The sequence below is a fragment of the Candidatus Benthicola sp. genome, from assembly GCF_058719085.1.
In genome coordinates, this window is record NZ_JBZQEK010000138.1 from 1 (window position 1) to 20784 (window position 20784).

Genomic DNA, 20784 nt, shown 5'->3' on the forward strand with positions numbered 1-20784 from the left:
ACGTGACGTCGTCGCCCAGCGAGACCTGAATGTTGGCCGTCACCGGGACGGGAGGCTGCCTCTGCGTAGCGGTATCGCCCACGATCACGACGTCATCGGAGGGGACGACGGCGGACGGAGGAATCTCTGGAAACCCGAGTCGTGCGCGGGGGATCAACACCTGGCCGGTGATATCGGCGCGCGAGCCATTGAACGCCAGATCGAGCTGTGGTGAGGCGAGTACGTTCACTTCCGGGATGTCCAGGACCTGGACCCGGTCCCCACGCACCTGAAACACGGTCGGCGTCTCGGCGGAAGGATAGCGCTCGGAGCGTCCTGAAAGGGTCAGGAGCCCCTCTCCCGACCGAAGCTGACCGCTCACTTCGATCCGGCCATCCGGACGGCCTTCCGCGTGGAAGCCGATGTCCTGCAGTTCGAGTCCGAGCAGCGGCACGAGCGCGTATCCATCGGACAGGCTGGCCTCCCCGTCCACGGTGATCTCCGCCAGGGTTCCGCCCAGTCGCGTCGTCAGGAGAAAGCTGCCCCGCGCCTCGGCGACATCGAGCATCAACGCCGGAAGGATTTCGAGGCTGCCGAGGCGGACTTCCAGACTCCCCTCCAGTGGCTGCCGGGCCGGATCGAACGAGATATTCGTGAGGCTCGGCATGCGGACGTAACCGACCGCGGTGAGAAGCTCGCCATCCTGCGGTGATGAGATGATCATGTCCGTCGTTCCCGACAGACCTTCGGCCCCGACCTCGAGCTCGAGTCTCGCCGGATCCACGGTGAGGACCCACCCCTGAGCCCGGGCCGTGTTACGCAGCGTCAGACCCTCCGTGGTCGCCGCCACCCGTCCGTCCAGTCCGCCGTCGGGCGTGACGTCGAGATCCGCATTGGCCTCGAACCGTCCCTCCACATCCCACCGCGGCAGAATCTCCTTCGATAGAAAGGAAAGGTCCTCGGAACCGATCTGCGCGTGTATCGAAATGGCTTGCCCGCGAAGGGCGGTCAGGTCCGCCGTGGAACGAATCACCGACGGAATCTCGAGCGATCCGCTCGCGTCGAGCAGGCGAACGGAGACCGTGTCCGTCAGGTGGAGATCGAACTCCGCCCGTACCCCCTCGGGCCCGGCCTCCGCCGTGAGCACGACGGGAGCGAATCGGAGGGTCCGGGCGCGACTCTGCGCGGCGCGAGTCAGCTCGCCGGAGCTCGTCCGGATTTCGACCGCGCCGAGCAGTCCATCCTCGGGCCCGAAGTCCACCCGAGCTTCCGCATCGACGACCGTGTGCACCGACAGACCGTCCGGCAGGAAGCGATCGAAGGTACCGAGATCGAGGGAGTCCACCGTCGCGGCCCCCCGGAAGCTACCGTCGCCGTATTCGCCCTCGGCGCATACCCGGGTCGGCGGAGAGTCGAGGCAGGCTCCAACCAGGCGTATCTCCCCACCTCCCAACCGAACGGATGCCGGGTCCGCGAGAACCCAGGAGCCCACGGTGTCGGCAGCGAATCGGAAGCTCTGGACCGTACCGGACCAGACGTTGTCCGGATTCAGACTTCCCGCAGCCGCCACCTCGAGCTCGACGCGCGCACCCCGTGCCCACGCTTCCAGCCGGTGGTCGCTCCGGCGCCCGGTGAGGACGAGGGTGGCGGAATCCGCCTCGTAGCCCGCCAGGCGGAGCCCCCGCGACTCGATCGATCCACGCAACGGACCCGCCAGGTCGAGCTCCGCTTCTCCGCTCGCGATCTCGATCTCCGCATCCTCGAAGCGTACCATCTGAGCCTCGAAGACCGTCTGGATCCGGGGCGTCGCGCGGGTTCCGGCGGCCCGGCCGCTCGCGGTCACGAGGCCGGCCGCGCCGGGCACCAGCAGTCCGAGATCGGGGATTCGAAGTTCGAATGACAGGTCCAGCGAGTCGGCGGCCTTCCCGCTCGCTCGAAGCTGCGCCGGGCCCCAGGCGAGGTTCGCGTCCCGGATGTCCAGATCCTTGCCCTCTGCGCGAATCGACAGGGCGGCCTCCACGGGCTCGCCGCGCAGGACGCCGTACACGGTGTCCACGGCCACGTCGGTTTCCAGGCTGCCGGAGGCGGTCAGGCCGCCGACCGCCGACATTCGCGACGAGAGGGCGCCGGTCCATTCATCCGGATTCGACAGCAGCCCGGCCGGGCGCACCGTGTCGACTCGGGCGGAGACGTCCCAGCCGACCTCCGGCCACCAGGAAACGGTTCCCTCCACACGGACACTGCCCTCCAACGCGTGGACGGTCATCGAATCGATGTGCAGGGCCTGATTCGAGCCGCGCCCGCTGGCATACACCGGCGCGGCCGGAAGCCCGGGAAGCGTGGCGGTTGCCGCAAGCTCGAGGTTGTAGTCGCCGGGAGTTCCGCTCGCCCTCACGGCCCCATCCTCCACCCACACCGAGTCGCCGCGGCGGACGGTCACGGAACCGAGGGTGATCGCATCCGCGGAGACGTGCACGGGCAGGTCCGCGAACGGAGGTCCGGCCGACTCCGCGGAGTCCGCAGCCGCACTCGGACGGGCGGACGCACTGGCCGCCTCGTCGAGCAACCGTACGTTCACCCGCTCGACCCGGATCGAACGGATGTGCACCTGGCGCCGCAGAAGGTCCACGAGACGCCATTCGACGGAGACCCGCTCCACCTCCACTTCGGCGTCCGGCAAGCGAAGGTGCACCGAGTTCAGCTCGAACCGATCCGCCAGGCGCCCGGAGAACTCCACCACCGTGACCTGCACGGCATCGGGTAGCCAGCGGGTGGCGACCGAGAGTGCGACGCGTCCACCGGCCGTCGTGCCGACCACGAACGCGACACCCGCGAATCCCAGCAGGAGAACGACGACCAGCCCTCCCAGCCACCACCGTGGCCTGCGCCATCTCGATCGAGCGCGTCGCGTCGCCATCAGAAGTCCGGTCCGATCGAGAGATGGAGTCGGAGGGGGCTGCCCTCCTTGTCGAGCCCGAACCCGAGGTCGACCCGGACCATGCCGACCGGCGAGATCCAGCGGGCCCCGAACCCGGTTCCAATCGCGACATCACCGCTGAAGTCCCGTAGCGCGTTCCCGGCGTCGAGGAACACGGCCACGGCCCACTTCTCGAGGAACCGGTAGTCGAGCTCGAGGCTTCCCACGGCGAGGGAATTACCGCCCGTCACCGCCCCGGTCTCGTCCTCGGGACCCAGAGACTGGTAGTCGTATCCCCGGATGCTGCGGTCCCCCCCGGCGAAGAACCGGGTGGAGGGCGGAAGCCCCGCGAACTGGTGGGTGGTGAGCCAGCCGACGTCGGCCCGGACGATGGCGCGGAGCTTCGGAGTCACTCCCCGGATGACCTTCGCCGACGTCCAGGCCCGGAAGAAATCCGCCGTGGAGCCGAAGCCCTGGGCAGCGCCCCGGAGCTCGAGGGTGGTCCCGATTCCGCGCGTGGCGAACAGGAAATTGTCGGCCCGGGAATAGGTCCACGCGGCCACCGGCTGAGTGAGACCGGACACCGCCGTATCGCTGGCCACGGAGAAGTCGTCGTGCTGGTACAGTAGCGAGAACACCTCGCGAACCGGCCCGCGCATGTGCGCGAAGCTCACCCCGCCCAGCCCCTGGACCGTCTTGCTGGTGACCCATTCGATGCGGCCGTATCGCCCGGTGAGAGTCCACAGGGAGGGGTTCGGAAGACCGACCGGGATGTTGTAACGAGCCGTGATGCTCTGTTCCGTCATGGACAGCCGAACCTCCCCGTCCGCGTAGTGCCCGCGGCGGTTGAGACGACGGAACTCCGCGGCGAACCGAATGCGCGGACCGGTGTCGGTGCCGTATCCGACCCCCACCTCCCACCGCTGCGTCTTCCGTGGCGTGGTGTGGACCTCGATCGGAACGCGCAGCTCGTCGTCGGCGAGATCCAGACGCGGAACGATCTCGACGTTGGCGAAGTAGGTGGTTCCCGAGAGCCCGGACTGCAGGTCGCGCAGAACCGAAGCGTCGTACGGGTCGCCGGTCTCGAAGCCGACGTAGGGCGCCAGGATGTCCTCATTCACCCACTCGTAGTCCAGCGACACGGGCCCGAAACGGAAGCGGGGCCCCGAGGTCATCCGCATCGTGATTTCGCTGCGGTTCGTCGTCAGGTCCACGAGGACCCCGACCGAGTCCCATTCGGCCTCCAGATAGCCGCGGTCGGCCGCGAGGAACTCGAGAGATGTCTTCGCCTGCTCGTAGGCCGGGTGAGACAGGCGCCTGCCCTCCTGGAGCGGCAGTCGGCGGAGGGCCGCCTGGAACGCGCTGTCCGAACCGGCTGGACCCAGCACGCGGACGTCGAGTCGATCGACCAGCGTGGGCGGACCCGGATCGATCTGGAACACGGCGACCCACGGGGACCCTTCCGTGTCCAGCGACGACTCGATCGTTGGCTGGTAGTAGCCGAAGGGCTGGAGGGCCCGACGGATCTGCTCGGGGGCCCGATCGTACAGCCGGTAGACGTGACCCGGACGCACGGTCCTCTGGCGCGACAGAGCGACGATTTCTGTGAGGCTCTCGACGTTGGTGAGCAGCGAGTCCCGGATGCCCGTGATGCGCACCGTGAGCCGTGTGTCCGACGCTGGCTGCCCGGCCAGAGGGGACGCCGCCAGCACCCCGAGCAGGCCCACCGCCAGGCAGCAGGCTCGCCGCCGTCGTCCGAAGTGCCGCGGGGAACGCGGCTTGACGTGACGGATCAGCGGACCCGGATGATCTGGCTCCTGGCCGAACCGACCGACACCATCCGGATCGGCACCTCGGCCACCGCTTCGATGCGCTTCAAATAGTGGCGCGCCGACTCCGGAAGCTCTTCCCACGACCGACATTCACCTGTTTCAGAGAGCCACCCTTCCGCCGTCTCGTACACCGGACGCACCCTCTCGATCGCACTCGCCCGCTCCGGGAAGCTGGCCGTCGTCGCGCCATCGAGCTCGTACCCGATCCCGAGCTGCAAGTCCTCGAACGCGTCGAGGACGTCGAGCTTCGTCACGGCCAAACCGGTGAGACCGTTCACGCCCGCGGCGTGTCGAACGACTACGCCGTCGAACCACCCCGGCCTTCGCGGACGGCCGGTCGTGGCCCCGAATTCCGCGCCCAGCCGGCGCAGCCGCTCCGCCTCATCGCCCTGGAGCTCGGTCGGAAACGGTCCCGCGCCGACCCGGGTCGTGTAGGCCTTGACCACCCCGAGGACCTCGTCGATGAGAGTGGGACCGATCCCCACGCCAGCGGCGGCCCCGCCCGCGGTCGTGTTGGACGAAGTGACGAACGGATACGTGCCGTGATCCACGTCCAGGAGCGACCCCTGGGCGCCCTCGAGAAGGACCTTTCCCCCTCGGGCGAGCTCGGCCCGGATCTCGGCGCCGCTGTCCGTGCCCAGAGCCACGATCCGGGCCGTCACGGACTCGAGCTCCGACATGATGGCATCGGCGTCGGCCCGGTCGGCCACTCCATAGCTGTCGAGCAGGACGTTCGCGGTGGCCGCGCCCTCACGTACCACGGCCCAGCAGTAGTCCGGATCCTCGAGATCGCACACGCGAAGTCCGCTCCGCGAGATCTTGTCCCGGTAGGCGGGTCCGATGCCGCGCTTCGTCGTCCCGATGCCGGCCGCTCCCCTGGCGGCTTCCCGAGCTCCATCCAGCTGCTTGTGATAGGGAAGCACCAGGTGAGCCCTGCGCGACACGCCGAGGCGATCCTCGATCGCGACACCCCGGGACTCGAGCATCTCGATCTCGTCGATCAGCGTATGCGGATCGAGCACGACCCCGTTGCCGAGCACGCACCGGGCGTGCGGATACAGGGCGCCCGACGGAATCAGGTGCAGGATGAACTCCTCGTCCCCCACGAGGACCGTGTGCCCGGCGTTGGCGCCTCCCTGGTAGCGTGCCACGAGGGTCGCCTGCTCCGCCAGCACGTCCGTGATCTTGCCCTTGCCCTCGTCGCCCCACTGGACGCCCACGAGCACAACACACCGAGTCTCGTCGTCGAACAATTCTTGCTCCCCGCCCGACCGGGCTGGCTGGTCAGATCTCTCGTGGTGAACTCTACAGGAGGCCGGCAGCCGCGAGGGCCGCTTCGACCTCATCCTGCTCCCGGCCCGTCGGCGGGAGCAACGGCGGCCGGGGGGGGCCGCCGACGAACCCGAGCCGATCGAGTCCGTACTTGACGCCGGGCACTCCGGTCCCGGCGACCACCTTCTTGTGCAACGGGCCGATGCGCTCCTGGAGGCGACCCGCCTCGGCCGACCGGCCCGCCATGAACGCCCGGTAGAGCTCGCAGGCCGCGGCGGCCGCGAGCAACCCTACGGCGATGATCCCACCGCGCGCCCCGATCTCGAGTCCCGGGTAGAGGAGCGTTCCCGCCCCCACCACCACGGTTCCCCGATCGCCGATCGCCTCGCACAGGGCGCCGAGGTTGTGCATGTCGGCCGAGGAGTCCTTGATGCCCGCGATGTTCGGGTGCCGAGCCAGCTCTCCCGCGAGATCGGGCACGACGTCGACCGGCACGAACTTCGGCACGTGGTACATCACCACGGGAACGGGCGACGCGTCGGCCACCGACGCGAAGAAGCCGTGCAGCGCCTCCGGGGACATCCGTCCGCGATAATAGGAGGGCGGCTTGACGAGCACGGCGTCCGCTCCCTCCGCCGCGGCCTTCACGCAGCGCCGTATCGTGGCCCGGGTGGATTCCATCCCGGTCCCGACGATCAGGGCGGTTCCGTCCCGACGGACGCGGGCGGCCCTCGCCACCAGGGCGAAGAGCTCCTCCTCCTCCAGGAGCGCCAACTCACCCGTCGACCCTCCCACCACCAGGCCGGCGATCGGATGGGTGCACCACTTGGCCACGTTCGCAGCGAACCCCTCGAGGTCGACCTCCCCGCTCGCGGGATCGAAAGGCGTGGTGACCGGAAGGTGGACTCCTTCGAGGTTCACAGCTGCACGTCCCCGCGAAGAGGTTCGGGCACGGCGCCACCCAGCGTCTGCATCGCCAGCTCGAAATCGCTCGGGCTCGGAGCCGCGGACCGGGCAACTTCGTACTCCACCATGCCGGACTGCACCAGCTCCTGGAGGTGCTGCTGGAAGGTCTGCATGCCGTACGCCTCCCGGCCGGATTCCATCAGGTCGTGAATCTTCTCGATCGGGCTCAGCGTGAGAATGCAGTCGCGGATCGCACCGGTGACGCGGAGAATCTCCACGGCAGGGATCATCCGGTCGCCATCCTTGCGGGGGAGAAGGCGCTGGGCGATGACCGCCCGCAGGGCGTCCGCCAGCCGCATCCGGGCCATCTCCCGTTCCTCCTCGGGGAACGCCGCGAGGACGTAGTTGATCGCCCCGATCGCCGTCGGCGTGGGCAGCGTCGAAATCACGAGCTGGCCGAGCTCGGCGGCCCGGAGCGCGGTGGCGATCGTCGCCCGGTCCCGCATCTCGCCGACCAGCAGCACGTCCGGGTCCTGCCGGAGGGCCGCGCGCAGTCCGGAATGGAAGGAGGCCGTGTCTACGCCCACCTCCCGCTGGGAGATCGTGCTCGCGTCGTCGCTGTGCAGGTACTCGATCGGGTCCTCGAGCGTCACGATGTGCTTCTTCTGCCGCTCGTTGATCCACTGGAGCATGGCGGCCTGCGTGGTGCTCTTCCCGGTGCCCACCGCCCCGGTGACCAGGACCAGTCCGTGTTCCGTCTCGGCGATCTCTCCCAGGACCTTCGGAAGAAAGAGCTCCTCGAGAGTCGGAACGTTGAGAGGAATCACCCGCATGACCACCATGACGGAGCCGCGCTGGCGCGAGATATTGATCCGGAACCGGCCGACGCCCTTCAGTCCCCACGACGTGTCGTAGTCCCTGATCTCGTCGAAGCGCTCCCGATCCTTGTCGCTCGACACCAGCTTCAGAGCGATCTTCTCGGTCTCTTCCTCGGTGAAGACCTGGTTCGAGAGCTTCACGATCTTGCCCTCGATCCGGGCTCGCAGCACGTCACCGGCCTTGATGTGAATGACGCTCGCACCCCGGTCGACGGCCGCCTGGATCAGTCTCTGCACTCAGTAGCCCCGTGTCTTGTCCACCAGGTTCTCCATCCGTCCCCCGGCCAGATAGTGGCCGATGTTCCGCACGATCAGGTCCGTCTCCCGCTCCCAGAACCGGGGCGAGATCGCGCCGGCGTGGGGCGTGATCAGCACGTTGTCGAGGGTCCAGAGCGGACTTTCGGCCGGGAGCGGCTCGCTCTGGAACACGTCGAGAGCCGCGCCTCGAATGCTCCCCGATTCGAGGGCACGGACGAGCGCTTCCTCGTCCACTATGCCACCTCGGGACAGGTTCAACAAGACACTCCCGGGCCCCATCCGCGCCAACGCCGCGGCCCCGATCAGCCCGCTTGAAGAGGCCGTTTCTGGGAGACTCAGAACCAGGTAATCGCTGCGAGCCAGGACCTCGTTCAGACCGTCCGGCCCGAACGCCGCCTCGACCTCCGGTGGCGAGGCGGAGCGGTCTCGCGACCGGAGGGCCAGCACACGCATGCCGAGAGCACGGGCCCGGCGCCCGATGGCCCGCCCGATACCGCCGTAACCCACCACTCCGATCGTGCTCCCCGCCAGTTCGCGCTGCGGATGGCCGAAGCCGGCCATTTCCTCGTAGGGCCACCGGCGCTCCCGCTTACCGCGGAGAGCGAGGTCGAATCCTCGGGCGAAGTAGAGCATGGCGGCGAGAGCCCAGTCGGCCAGCGGTTCGCCGTAGATTCCGGCCGAATTGGTGAATAGGACCTCGCCGTCCCTCATCTCCGCGAACAGGGAGGCCCGGGCGCCGGCAGCCGCGGAGTGCACCCACCGCAGGTGCGGGGCGCGGGTGAACAGCTGCCGCGAGATGCCGAAGCCCACGTAGATCTCCGCATCGGTCACCGCGTCGAGCACGGCGTCGGGCACCTCCCGGCTCCCGTCGCCCCCGGCCCACGTCGGCTCCCGAACGACCTGCACGAGCCAGCCGGGCCCGAGGGCCTCCTGCAGCGCGTCGACGGTCGAATCCGGCATCGACCAGGTCGGATACCGGTCCGAGTGCATCCACGCGACCAGCTTGCGAAGCGCATCGCTCATCGGTCGAATCTCATGCCGCGCGGCCGCCACCTGTCGTCAGGAATCCTGGCGCGCCAGCCCCATCCGCTCGTACACCTCGGCGAGCGTCACTCGCGCGATCGAGCGCGCCCTCCGAGCTCCGTCGCGAAGGATCTCCGTCACACGCTCCGGGTGCGCCCGCAGCTCGGCGGCCCGTTCGCGGATGGGGGCCAGCTCCGCGGCCATGTTCGCCGTCAGCCGCTTCTTGCAATCGACGCACCCGATGCCGGCCGTGCGGCACCGATGATCGATCGACTGGAGCTCTTCCTCGGGCGTGAAGAACTTGTGGAGCGAAAACACGTTGCATACGTCGGGATTGCCCGGGTCGTCGCGGCGGATCCGGGCCGGATCGGTCACCGCCATCCGGATGACGGACCACAGCTCCTCTTCGTCTCCCAGAAGCGGGATCGTGTTGTCCTGGGACTTGGACATCTTCGACTCCCCATCGATCCCGAGGATGCGCTTACCACCACCGATCAGGGCCTGTGGCTCCGGGAAATACTCACCGAAGCGGCCGTTCCACCGTCGCGCGATCTCCCGGGTGAGCTCGAGGTGCTGGGCCTGGTCCTCTCCGACGGGCACCCGGTCCGCCAGGTAGAGCAGGATGTCGGCCGCCTGCAGGACGGGGTAGTTGAGCAGGCCCGCGTTGACCGTGTCCACCCGGTCCGACTTGTCCTTGAACTGCGTCATCCGGGAGAGCTCGCCGAGTGGAGTCACCGTATTCAGAAGCCACTGGAGCTCGGCGTGCTCGGGCACGGCCGACTGCACGAAGAGAGTGCACCTCTCGGGATCGAGGCCGGATGCCAGGAGCCCGATGGCGAGATCGCGGATGCGCTCCTGGAGGCTTGAAGGATCATACGGTACCGTGACGGCGTGCAGGTCCACGATGCAGTAGATGCAGTCGTAGGTCTCCGTGAGGGCGACCCAGTTCTGGATCGCTCCCAGGTAGTTTCCGATGTGGAGCTCGCCTGACGGCTGGATCCCGCTGAAGACGCGGCTCTTGCCCTGAGTCATGGAGGACTGTCTGATTCGTGTGAACATGCCCGGATGATGCGGAATCTGGGCACCCCCCGGCGGGACGCCGGAACGTAGCCGCGGCCGAAACAGCGAGCAAGCGAGTGAAAGTTGACCCCAGCCGACGCTGACCCGACGAACCTCGAGACCTCGGATCTCCTCGAAACGGCGCGTCTTGCCGCGGCTCGAGCCGCCGACGTGCAGGGCGAAGCCCGTGGCAGGCTGGACCCATCCCGATGGTCGGAGAAGGGACGGTCCGATTTCGTCACCGAGGTGGACGTCGAGTCGGAACGGGTGATCGTGGACACGATCCGGGAGAGCTTTCCGAATCACGGGTTCCTGGCCGAGGAGGGAACGGGCGACCCCGGTTCGAGACGCGGTAGCCCGTCCGTGCGCTGGATCGTGGATCCGCTGGACGGCACCACCAACTGGTTGCACGGCTACCCGGAGTACGCGGTCTCGATCGCCGCGGAGGACGAGGACGGGCTGCGGGTCGGGGTCGTCCTCAACTCGGCCACGGGCGAGCTCTTCGAGGCCGCACGCGGAGAAGGCGCGAGCCGGGATGGCAGTCCGATCCACGTTTCGGACCTGGATGATCTCGACCTCGCGCTCGTCGGAACGGGCTTTCCGTTCAAGAAGCTGAACGTACTCCCCTCGTATCTCGAGACGCTGAGCCGCGTTCTTCGGGCGACGGCCGGCATCCGGAGAGCCGGGGCGGCGGCGCTCGACCTGTGCGATCTGGCCTGCGGTCGTCTGGATGCGTTCTGGGAGTACTGGCTCATGCCGTGGGATGTGGCGGCGGGAGCGCTCGTGGTCAGAGAGGCGGGAGGAACCTTCGAACCGCTCGAGGTCTCCGGCCTGGACCGCGAATCGGAACGATATCCGCCCGACCGAATGCCTTCGGGGCTCGCCCCGGGGGCGTTTCTCGGATCGAACGGCACGCTGCTCCGGGAATTTCGGACGCTGGTCACGGGTGGTCTTCCGGGCTGACGGCCCGACCGTCCCCGCCTAGTAGAAACCGGCCTGATCCATCCATGCGTCGAGGACCAGCATGGACCAGGTCTGGTCGTGGTCGAGCGAAGGAGCCCGACGGGTGCGCAGGATGCCCGCCCGGTTCAGGCGGCCGAGCGCGCTCTTCAACCGCTCCGGCTCGCGCCGGGACCACTCCCGGATCGGAAGCCCGAAGCCCTTCTTCGGGCGATCGAACAGCCCAGCCGGGACCCGATCCTCCATGAGCACCCGGACCACCCGTTTCCCCTCCCGTCTCTCCGGATCCCGAAGCAGGCGCGGATCGAGCGACAGGGCGAACTCGACCAGCCGGTGATCGAGCAAGGGAGGCCGCGCTTCGAGCGAGTGCGCCATGCTGGCCCGGTCGACCTTCGTCAGGAGACCTCCGGGCAGGTGAGCGTGAAGGTCGACCCACTGCACCCTCTTCAGAAGCTCGAGATCGTCTCTCCAGAAGCGTCGCACGTGCCACAGGTGGTCGTAGTCCGGCGGGACCAGATCGGGGGAGAGCAGCGCTCGTTTCTGCCGCGGCGTGAAGGCTGGAAGGAACACCCCGTACCGATCGAGGCCGAGCGCGGCGCGGCGGCCCGCCGACCGCCCCGCGCGACCGAAGGGGGGCAACACTCCCGCGAGCCACCGGATCCACGGAGTCGATCGATAGGTGGGGATCTTGTCGTAGTAGCGGTAGCCCAGAAACAGCTCGTCGCCACCCTCTCCCGTCAGAGCCACTTTCACGTGACGCGCCGCCATACGGGAAACCAGCCACGCCGACCAGGCCGCGCTGTCACCGAACGGCTCATCGTAGAGGCGGGGAATCGTTCGGATCGCCTCGGCGAAGTCGACGGCGGAAACCGGTTCCTCCACGTGATCGGTCCCGAAGTGGCTCGCCACCGCACGAGCGGCCTCCGCCTCGTTGAACCGGCCGGAATCCACCGCGAGCGTGAACGTGCGGGGATTCTCCAGGTGAGCGGCGAGAGTGGTCGAATCCACACCGCCGCTCAGAAAGAGCCCGACCGGAACATCGGACAGTGTGTGCTCCGGGACGACGCGATCGAGAAGCTCTCCGAGGCGGGCGGCCGCCTCGGACATGTCGGTGATTCGTGTCTCGGCCTCGGGCTCCCAGTACCGGTGGAGGCTCATCCGGCCTCCTCTCCACGTCAGCGTGTGCGCCGGAGGCAGGCGATGGATTCCCTGATAGGCCGTCTTCGGATGCGGAACGTACTTGTACGAGAAGAAGTCGCTCACCGCAGCGGGATTCCACTCCGGACGGCCCATTTCCAGCAAGGCCTTGATCTCCGAGCCGAACGCGAAACCGTCCGGGAGCGGACGATAGAAGAACGGCTTGATGCCCAGGCGATCTCTCGCCGCGAAGAGACTCCGCTCTCGGGCATCCCAGATCGCGAACGCGAACATTCCCCGGAGCCTCCGTACCATCGCGGGCCCATCACGCTCGTACAGGTGCAGAAGCACCTCGGTGTCGGTGCGGGAAACGAAGGGGCCGGGGAGCTCGCGACGGAGGTCTCGGAAGTTGTAGATCTCGCCATTGTAGACCACCACCCGATCGCCCCTCGCCATGGGCTGGTGTCCGGCGGAGGAGAGATCGAGGATCGACAGACGCGTGTGGCCGAGGCACGCACCCTCGCCGTCCCAGACGCCCGAGTCGTCCGGTCCGCGGTGCGCCAGGCTCCGGACCATTCGATCGACGACCGAACGATCCGGCCTCCCGCCGACGATTCCCGCGATTCCACACATGATCGACAGCCTACCCGACCTCTCGCTCGCCCGTCAAACACCCGGTCGGCCGGAGTGGTGAGGCCCGGGCGGTCGGTCTAACTTCTCCGCATGGCCTATTCGGTGAAGGAGATCTATTTCACCCTGCAGGGGGAAGGCGCCCAGGCCGGTCGCCCGGCCGTGTTCTGTCGATTCGCGGGCTGCAACCTGTGGTCCGGCCACGAGAGGGACCGCGCGGCAGCCACCTGTCCGTTCTGCGACACGGATTTCGTCGGCACGGACGGTCCCAGCGGAGGCAGGTTCTCGACCGCCCACGATCTGGCCCGAAGCGTGTCCGACGCGTGGCCGCACCGGTTGGGGGAGCCGGGTGGGCGAGGGCTGCCGCTGGTCGTATGCACGGGGGGCGAGCCGCTGCTGCAGCTCGATCGAGAAGCGGTGGCTGCCCTGCACGAGGCGGGGTTCGAGGTGGCCGTGGAGACGAACGGCACCGTTGCCGCCCCTGCCGGACTGGACTGGATCTGCGTGAGCCCGAAGGCGGGAGCCGAGCTGGTGCAGAGGGCGGGAAACGAGCTCAAGCTGGTGTTCCCGCAGGACGGCGCTCCTCCGGAGGCGTACGCGGACCTCGCCTTCGACGTGTTCTCCCTGCAACCGATGGACGGACCGGAACGCGAGCGCAACACGCGCCTGGCGATCGAGTACTGTCTGGCGCACCCGCAGTGGCGCCTGAGCCTTCAGACGCACAAGTACATCGGCATCGACTGAGTGAGGCCGGATGGAGATCTGGAAGGAATTCTCATTCGACGCGGCGCACGTGCTGCCCAACGTGCCCGAAGGCCACAAGTGCCGGCGCCTGCACGGCCATACCTACACGGTGCGGGTGTACGTGGCCGGCGAGCCGGATGAACGCGTGGGCTGGATCGTGGACTTCGCCGACATCCGAGCCGCCTTCGAGCCGATCCTGAAGCGGCTGGATCATTACTACCTGAACGACATCGAAGGGCTCGAGAACCCCACCGCGGAGGTGCTGGCACGGTGGATCTGGCGGCGTCTCCAGCCAGGGCTCCCCGGATTGAGCCGGGTGGAGATCCAGGAGACCTGTACCTCGGGGTGCACCTACTCCGGAGACTGACCTCCGCTCACCGCGAGTCGGCGGAGGCGGAAGCTCCGGCGACCCGGGCCGCCTCCACCGCGTCCGCCAGCGGTCCGGTGCCGAAGCGGACCGGATCGGTGGACGGAAGCCCGGTGGCCCGGCCGGCCTCCTCCACCCGGCGACGCGCCTCGTCTTCCGGAAGGTCCCAGGTGTTGGCCGACAGTGCGATCACCCGGCTGTCCAATTGCGGTGCCGCCCAGCGCATCGCTTCCTCGTACGCCGCGATGGCCCGCTCCGGGCTCGGAATCTCGAGCCAGTCGTAGCCGCCCCCGTAGACACGGCGGCGCCCCGGCATCCAGCAGAGGATCATGGCGTGCGGCATGCACCCGTGGAGAAGCCCCAGCGTCACGCCGGAATACCCGGGGTGAAACAGGGATCCCTGCCCCTCGATCAGCACGACGTCGGCGTCGCGGGCCGCCTCGAGCGTGACCCGCTCGGTCGCACCGGCCACGAAGTCCGCCACCACGGCGTCGACGGGCAATCCCGTGCCATCGATCACGATCCCGCTCTGTCCCGTGCCGGCGAAGCGGGCCTGGACGCCCCGGGCCTGCAGAGTACGCCGGAGCTCCAGGCTCGCCGTCATCTTGCCGACGTTGCAGTCGGTCCCGACGGTCAGGACACGGAACGCGCTCGTGCCCAGTGCGAGGCCGGTTCCCACCGGAAGACCGGCCGGGGGGTCGCGCAGATCCACCAGCCGGACGCCCCGGGCCTCGGCCAGGGCCGCGAGCCGGGGATCGGCCGTGAGTCGGTCGTGGAGCCCGCTCCACACGTCGAGCCCGGCGTCCACGGCGGCGATGAGCACGGCGCGGAGTTCCGGCGGGAGGTGACCGCCCCGGTTGGCGATCCCGACCAGCAGGGCGTCGGGCGGCCTCCGGGCGGCGGCCAGCGCCTCGGAAAAGGAAGCGGCTACGGGGATGTCGCCCCCGTAGCCGAGCACGTCTGAGGCCGTGCTCCCAGCGTGTCTCGAGTCGATCAGGGCCGCGACGCGCTCCGGAAGGTAGCGCACGACGCTGGCAGCCGTCTTGCTCGTCTCGAGCCCCAGCTTGCCCTCCGCCAGCACGACGAAGACGGGTCGATTCATGCGAGTCGGAGTGGCCGGAGGGTTCGGACGGACCGGGGTCGCCTCAGGCCTTCGGCGCTTCCTCCGCGTCGCCGCTCCCCTCTTCCGACGCCGGCTCGTCGTCCTCCTCCAGGACGACCTCCGCCTCGGCCACCTCGACCTCCCCCGCGCCGAGGGCCTTGGGCTCTTCCTCGTCTTCGCCCGGCGCGAGCAGACCCATGTCGCGCTTCAGGGCGAGGAGCTTCGCATCCACGTCGGTGCCGCTCTCCGTGCCCTCCAGCAGGGCGAACTGGCGGGTGAGGTCGTCGCCCTCCAGCTCTTCGGTCACCTCGGCAGCGGCGAGCGCCTTCCGCTCGCTCTCCTCCACCTTCTCCACCATCTGATCGAAGGCGCGGAACGCGCTCTTGTCCTGCATTCCCGCCATCGTCTCGTGGATGCGCTTCTGCGCCTGCGCCCGCTTCTGCTTGGCGATCAGGAGGTTCTTCTTGCGCTTCGCTTCTTCGATCTTGGAGTTGAGCTGCCGCAGGGAATCCTTGAGCCTCTCCGTCTCGGCCCGGTGCTTCTCCCACTGCTCTTCCATCTCGGCTGCGTTGTTCGCGTGCTCCTGGCCACGCATCAGCGCCTGCTTGGCGAGGTCGTCGCGTCCTTCCCGGATGGCGAGCCGGGCACGTCGCTCCCACTCCTGGGCCTGCTTCCGCTCTTCCTCCAGCTGCGCCCTCAGCTTGCGCTCGTCGGCGATGGCGACGGCCACCTCCTGCTTGGCCTGCGCGAGCTGCTTGCGCATGTCCTCGATGACCTGGACCAGCATCTTCTCCGGGTTCTCGGCCCGGGCGATCAGGTCATTGATGTTCGACCGCACGAGGCGGGAGAGTCTATCGAAGATACCCATGGCGGCTTCAGTCCAGTGCGAGTTGCTTTACGTGCGACGTCACGGCCAGAGAGAGGCTCTCCAGGGACGCGAGAAACTCCGAGTAATCGAGGTCCTGGAGCTCGAGAGCGTCGACGAGGATCACCTCGTCCCCCTCGAGACCGTACGCCCCGTGTACGAGGTCGGAGGCGTTGAGCTCCAGCAGGTTCTGGAACAGCTTGAGGCGGGCGTGCTCTCCCTCGGGCACCTCCCCGATGCTCACGCGCAGGATCACCAGCGGCGGGGACAGGCTGACGACGACGGCCGGGTGGTCCTCCTCGGAGTCCTTCACAGGATCCACGAGCCACATCCCCTCCCCGATCTCCCGGTGATCCATCTCGGTCCGGATCAGGAAGCTCTCAAGGTCTTCGCGGCTGATCATGTCACCCTTCCTCACTGTGCGTGGTGCGCGTCGGTCGGTGCTCGAGCAGGCGGGTCAGAAACTCCTGGTTCTCCTGAAGTCCCTCCATCTGCTCCACGAGGTACGACACCTGTCGCTCGAGCTCCTCGAGCCGACCGGACGGCTCCGGTTCCTTCGGCAGAGCGTCGCGCGCCGCCTTCGTCTCGATCGCCTTCGCGATCGCCTGCCCGATGGGCACGACCACGAAGAACAGCAGGATGATCAGCACGAAGACGTTCACGTGTGACTGGCGCTCCCGCTCGCCGGTTCGATACTCGCTTTACGGTCGCCGGGCGGTGGTGGTTTCGTCCATGCCCGGAGATGGCACTCGAGTCCGTTACGTTAACGCTGCGGCGGGCCGTGTTCAACGAGCGATCAGAGAACGTCGCGCAGGTACCGTCCGGTATGGCTCTCCGGGTGGGTGGCCACGGCCTCGGGCGTTCCGGCGACGACGACCCGGCCACCTCCCGCCCCTCCCTCCGGGCCGAGATCGATGACCCAGTCGGCCGTCTTCACCACGTCCACGTGGTGCTCGATCACCAGCACCGTGTTTCCGAGCTCGACGAGCCGGTGCAGCACCTCGAGGAGGATGCGGACGTCCTCGAAGTGGAGCCCGGTCGTCGGCTCGTCCAGGATGTACAGGGTGCTTCCCGTCGCCCGCTTGGAGAGCTCCGACGCGAGCTTGACGCGTTGCGCCTCCCCTCCGGACAGGGTGGTGGCGGACTGCCCGAGGTGGATGTATCCGAGACCGACGTCCGACAGGGTCGCCAGGTGGCGCCGGATGCGCGGCACCGGATCGAAGAACTCCAGCGCCTCGTCCACCGTCATGTCCAGGACGTCGGCGATGCTCTTTCCCTTGTACAGCACCTCGAGGGTCTCGCGATTGTATCGGCGTCCCCGGCACACGTCGCACGGAACGTATACGTCGGGCAGGAAATGCATCTCGATCTTCACCAGACCGTCGCCCCGGCACGCCTCGCACCGACCGCCCTTGACGTTGAAGCTGAAGCGGCCCGGACCGTAGCCCCGGATGCGGGCCTCCGGCAGCCGGGAGAAGAGCTGGCGGATGGGTGTGAACACACCCGTGTAGGTGGCGGGGTTCGAACGGGGCGTCCGACCGATCGGGCTCTGGTCCACATCGATCACCTTGTCGACCCGCTCGAGGCCTTCGACCGAGTCGTGCGCCCCGGGAACGGTGCGGGCGCGGTGAAGCTCCCGGGCCACGCGCCGGTACAGCACATCCTCCACGAGCGTGGACTTGCCCGACCCGGACACCCCCGTGACGGCGATGAACCGGCCGAGCGGAAAGCGCACATCGATATCCTGCAGATTGTGCTCCCTGGCGCCCCTCACGACGAGCGCGGCTTCCTCATCTCCGTCCCGCCGCTCGTCCGGGACGGGGATCCGGCGGTCGCCGCGCAGGTACGCCGCCGTCAGCGACTCCTCGGAATCGAGCAGCTGCTCCAGATCCCCCGAGACCAGGATCCGACCTCCGTGCCGGCCGGCCCCGGGTCCCATGTCCACCACGTGATCGGCGGCCCGGACCGTCTCCTCGTCGTGTTCCACCACGAGCACCGTGTTGCCCAGGTCGCGAAGCTGAAGGAGGGTGTCGAGCAGACGGCGATTATCCCTCGGGTGGAGACCGATGCTCGGCTCATCCAGCACATAGAGAACGCCGACGAGGCGGCTCCCGATCTGCGTGGCGAGGCGGATGCGCTGCGCCTCTCCCCCGGCGAGCGAGTCGGCCGAACGCCCGAGCGTCAGGTAGCCGAGACCGACCTGGGCCATGAAATGAAGCCGCTCGCAGACTTCCTTGAGGATCGGTCCGGCGATCTCCTCCTCGAGCGGCTCCTCGGCCGTCCCTTCCCGCAGGGCCTCGAAGAGCGCAAGCGCCTCATCCACCGACAGGTCCACCACTTCGGTGAGTCGATGGCCATCCACCGTCACCGCGCGGCTTTCCGCCCGCAGCCGGCCGCCGCCGCATTCCGAGCACACGCGGGCGGTCATGTACTCGTGAAGGTTCTTCCGCACCGTGTCGCTGTCCGTCTCGTGGTACTGGCGGCGGATGAGCGACAGGGCCCCCTCCCATTCGAGCTCCGGGTCCCCGTCGAGGACGGCCGTCCTCTGCTCCTCCGTGAGATCGCCCCAGGGACGGTTGAGGTCGAAGCCGTGCTTCTCCGCCAGGGGCGGCAGGTACTTCTTCGCCCATCGCCCGGCCGGAACGCCCCACGGAAGGATCACCCCCTCCAGAATCGAGATCCGCGGATCCCCGACCGACAGCTCCCGGTTCGGTTCGAGGCGCACGCCGAGACCATCGCAGGCCGGACAGGCGCCGTACGGGGAGTTGAACGAGAACTGGCGCGGCTCGAGCTCGGGAATGCTGACGCCGCAGTCGGCGCAGGCGTAGTGCTCGCTGAACAGGTGGCGCTCGGGCGCCGCCCCGTTCGAAGCGTCCTCGATCGGATACTCCCACACCTCCACGGTCCCGGACGCCATGCGGAGCGCCGTTTCGATCGAATCCGCGACGCGGGCCCGCTCTTCGGCCCGGAGGACCAGCCGGTCGACGACGACCGAGATGTCGTGGTTGAGACGGCGGTTGAGCTGCGGCGGATCGGACAGGTCGACCAGCTCTCCGTCGACGCGTGCCCGAACGAAGCCCTCCTGCAGAGCCTCGTCGAACAGGTCCCTGAATTCCCCCTTCCGGCCCCGGATCAGGGGCGCCAGGATCTCGATGCGTGTGCCTACGGACCACCGGGACACGCGAGCCGCGATCTGGGTGGCCGACTGGCGACGGACGGGCCGGCCGCACTCCGGGCAGTGAGGCGTGCCCGCCCGGGCCCAGAGCAACCTCAGGTAGTCGTAGATCTCCGTCACCGTCCCGACGGTGCTGCGGGGATTGCGCGCCGCGGTCCGCTGCTCGATGGCGATCGCGGGCGACAGGCCCTCGATCTGGTCGACGTCCGGCTTCTCCATCACGCCCAGGAATTGGCGCGCGTAGGCCGAGAGCGACTCGACGTACCGGCGCTGTCCCTCGGCGTAGATCGTGTCGAAGGCAAGGGAGGACTTCCCGGATCCCGAAAGGCCGGTCACCACGGTCAGCCGGTTCCGGGGGATGGCGACGTCCACGTCACGCAGGTTGTGCTCGCGGGCGCCGCGCACCACGAGCTGGCCGGCATCCCTGGAGCTCACCCTGCGGTCTCTCCCCTCCACAGATCCTCGAGCGTCTCTCGCGTGCGAACGACGCGCCAGCCCGAATCGTCCACCAGGACCTCGGCAGGTCTGGGCCGGGCGTTGTAGTGCGATGCCATGACGAATCCGTACGCGCCCACGTCGCGCACCGCCAGCAGGTCTCCGGGCTGCGCCCCGTGCAGTCGGCGTTCCGTGCCCAGCTTGTCGCCGGACTCGCACGTAGGCCCGAGCACCTCGACCGTGGGCGGTCCCTCCAGGCTTCCGTGGAGAGGCTCGATGCGATGCTGGGCCCCGTACAGGGCGTAGCGACCGAAGTCCGTGAAGCCCCCGTCGCACACGAGGGCCGGATGTCCGTCGCGCTCCCGTCGGTAGAGCACCCGCGTCACCAGGGTCCCTGCCCGCGCGGCGACCGAGCGGCCGGGTTCGTAGCGCACCCGCAGGGCCGCGTCGCCGACCCGCGAGCGCACGAGCTGAACCAGATCCGCGGGCTCCAGGTCGCCCTCGTCTCCGTCGTACGCCACTCCCAGACCGCCTCCGATGTCGAGCTCGTGCACCGGGTGACCGGCCTCTTCGAGGCGTTCCGCGAGGTCGAGAAGCACGTCGACCGCGCCCTCGTACGGTTGCAGGCTGTCGAGGCCGGATCCGAGGTGGACGGCCAGCGTGGTGGGCGTGACGCCCGGTGCGGAGGCGAGCTCTTCCCACCGGTCGGCGATCTCTTCCGGCCCGAAGCCGAACTTCGCATCGGTTCGGCCGGTCTCGAGCGACGGGTGGGCCCCGGCCCGTATGCCCGGACGGACGCGCAGCCCGACGTGCGCAGCGGGCCCTTCGAGGTCCCTGCCGGCGCGGATGGCCGCGTCCACCTCGTGCCGTGCCTGGAGGACCACCAGGTCGAGGCCGCCCCGGACCCCCTCCTCGACCGCGATCGGCGTCTTCGGGACCCCCCCGAGCACCACGCGGTCCGGCGGCACGCCCGCGGCGAGGGCTCTCGCCACCTCTCCGGGCGTGGAGGCCTCGAAACCGATTCCGTGCCCCGCCAGGCGCGCCAGGACGCCGAGATTGTAGTTGGCCTTCACGGCGTAGCACACCCGCGCTGCATCCCCGACCGCCTCGATCCAACGGCGAATCGCTGCATCCAGCACGCGTCCGTCGTAGACGTAGACGGGGGTACCCTGTTCACGGGCTATGTCGGAGAGGACCTGACGGTCGAGATTCGATTCGGTTCGTACGGTATGCATGGCGCTCGGG

General features: G+C 68.5%; 17 protein-coding genes. 3 read left to right on the forward strand and 14 right to left on the reverse strand.

All coding sequences use genetic code 11. The annotated features are described in order from the left end of the window. From AC36XV_RS10425 to trpS, 7 genes are all read right to left on the reverse strand, one after another. The coding region (locus tag AC36XV_RS10425; RefSeq protein ID WP_492203618.1) for a translocation/assembly module TamB domain-containing protein at window positions 1-2896 on the reverse strand (2896 nt) is incomplete at its 3' end. Next, window positions 2896-4623, reverse strand: coding sequence for an autotransporter assembly complex protein TamA (locus AC36XV_RS10430; RefSeq protein ID WP_492203619.1), 1728 nt, complete (start codon window positions 4621-4623; stop codon window positions 2896-2898). The genes AC36XV_RS10430 and AC36XV_RS10425, both read right to left, overlap by 1 nt. 65 nt (window positions 4624-4688) lie before the next feature. Continuing rightward, the gene (locus tag AC36XV_RS10435; protein WP_492203620.1) at window positions 4689-5981 is read right to left on the reverse strand and encodes an adenylosuccinate synthase; all 1293 of its coding nucleotides are present in this window, start codon (window positions 5979-5981) and stop codon (window positions 4689-4691) included. A 52-nt stretch (window positions 5982-6033) separates the two neighbouring features. Further along, window positions 6034-6921, reverse strand: coding sequence for a dihydrodipicolinate synthase family protein (locus tag AC36XV_RS10440; RefSeq protein ID WP_492203621.1), 888 nt, complete (start codon window positions 6919-6921; stop codon window positions 6034-6036). Continuing rightward, window positions 6918-8021: a type IV pilus twitching motility protein PilT gene (locus tag AC36XV_RS10445; protein ID WP_492203622.1), complete on the reverse strand. Its 1104-nt coding sequence runs from the start codon at window positions 8019-8021 to the stop codon at window positions 6918-6920. The genes AC36XV_RS10440 and AC36XV_RS10445 overlap by 4 nt, the downstream gene beginning before the upstream one ends. After that, window positions 8022-9065: a D-2-hydroxyacid dehydrogenase gene (locus AC36XV_RS10450; protein ID WP_492203623.1), complete on the reverse strand. Its 1044-nt coding sequence runs from the start codon at window positions 9063-9065 to the stop codon at window positions 8022-8024. A gap of 36 nt (window positions 9066-9101) precedes the next feature. Beyond that, the gene (gene trpS, locus AC36XV_RS10455) at window positions 9102-10097 is read right to left on the reverse strand and encodes a tryptophan--tRNA ligase (protein WP_492203624.1); all 996 of its coding nucleotides are present in this window, start codon (window positions 10095-10097) and stop codon (window positions 9102-9104) included. Window positions 10098-10208: 111 nt separating this feature from the next. On the opposite strand from trpS, the gene AC36XV_RS10460 reads away from it, so the two are divergent. Then, window positions 10209-11087, forward strand: coding sequence for an inositol monophosphatase family protein (locus AC36XV_RS10460; protein ID WP_492203625.1), 879 nt, complete (start codon window positions 10209-10211; stop codon window positions 11085-11087). Window positions 11088-11105: 18 nt separating this feature from the next. Here the strand turns inward: AC36XV_RS10460 and asnB are convergent, their stop codons facing one another. Next, window positions 11106-12854 carry an asparagine synthase (glutamine-hydrolyzing) gene (asnB, locus tag AC36XV_RS10465; protein ID WP_492203626.1) on the reverse strand — a complete coding sequence of 583 codons (1749 nt, stop codon included), beginning with the start codon at window positions 12852-12854 and terminating at the stop codon, window positions 11106-11108. Window positions 12855-12944: 90 nt separating this feature from the next. Between asnB and queE the strand changes: the two genes are divergently transcribed. Together queE and queD are read left to right on the forward strand one after the other, a co-directional pair. After that, window positions 12945-13595, forward strand: coding sequence for a 7-carboxy-7-deazaguanine synthase (gene queE, locus AC36XV_RS10470; RefSeq protein ID WP_492203627.1), 651 nt, complete (start codon window positions 12945-12947; stop codon window positions 13593-13595). A 10-nt stretch (window positions 13596-13605) separates the two neighbouring features. Then, window positions 13606-13962 carry a 6-carboxytetrahydropterin synthase QueD gene (gene queD / locus AC36XV_RS10475; protein WP_492203628.1) on the forward strand — a complete coding sequence of 119 codons (357 nt, stop codon included), beginning with the start codon at window positions 13606-13608 and terminating at the stop codon, window positions 13960-13962. Window positions 13963-13969: 7 nt separating this feature from the next. Here the strand turns inward: queD and AC36XV_RS10480 are convergent, their stop codons facing one another. The 6 genes from AC36XV_RS10480 to lysA all read right to left on the reverse strand — a co-directional run bounded on the left by AC36XV_RS10480 (window position 13970) and on the right by lysA (window position 20774). Beyond that, window positions 13970-15064 (reverse strand): N-acetyltransferase DgcN family protein, encoded by a 1095-nt coding sequence (locus AC36XV_RS10480; RefSeq protein WP_492203629.1) that lies wholly within the window; start codon window positions 15062-15064, stop codon window positions 13970-13972. A gap of 43 nt (window positions 15065-15107) precedes the next feature. Then, window positions 15108-15932, reverse strand: coding sequence for a PspA/IM30 family protein (locus AC36XV_RS10485; protein WP_492203630.1), 825 nt, complete (start codon window positions 15930-15932; stop codon window positions 15108-15110). A 7-nt stretch (window positions 15933-15939) separates the two neighbouring features. Continuing rightward, entirely contained in the window at window positions 15940-16332 is a 393-nt protein-coding gene (locus AC36XV_RS10490; RefSeq protein WP_492203631.1) for a type III secretion system chaperone family protein, read from the reverse strand. A 1-nt stretch (window position 16333) separates the two neighbouring features. Continuing rightward, window positions 16334-16591 carry a hypothetical protein gene (locus AC36XV_RS10495; protein WP_492203632.1) on the reverse strand — a complete coding sequence of 86 codons (258 nt, stop codon included), beginning with the start codon at window positions 16589-16591 and terminating at the stop codon, window positions 16334-16336. 134 nt (window positions 16592-16725) lie between these two features. Beyond that, window positions 16726-19539: an excinuclease ABC subunit UvrA gene (gene uvrA, locus AC36XV_RS10500; protein WP_492203633.1), complete on the reverse strand. Its 2814-nt coding sequence runs from the start codon at window positions 19537-19539 to the stop codon at window positions 16726-16728. Next, window positions 19536-20774 carry a diaminopimelate decarboxylase gene (gene lysA, locus AC36XV_RS10505; protein ID WP_492203634.1) on the reverse strand — a complete coding sequence of 413 codons (1239 nt, stop codon included), beginning with the start codon at window positions 20772-20774 and terminating at the stop codon, window positions 19536-19538. The genes uvrA and lysA overlap by 4 nt, the downstream gene beginning before the upstream one ends. Window positions 20775-20784: the final 10 nt, after the last annotated feature.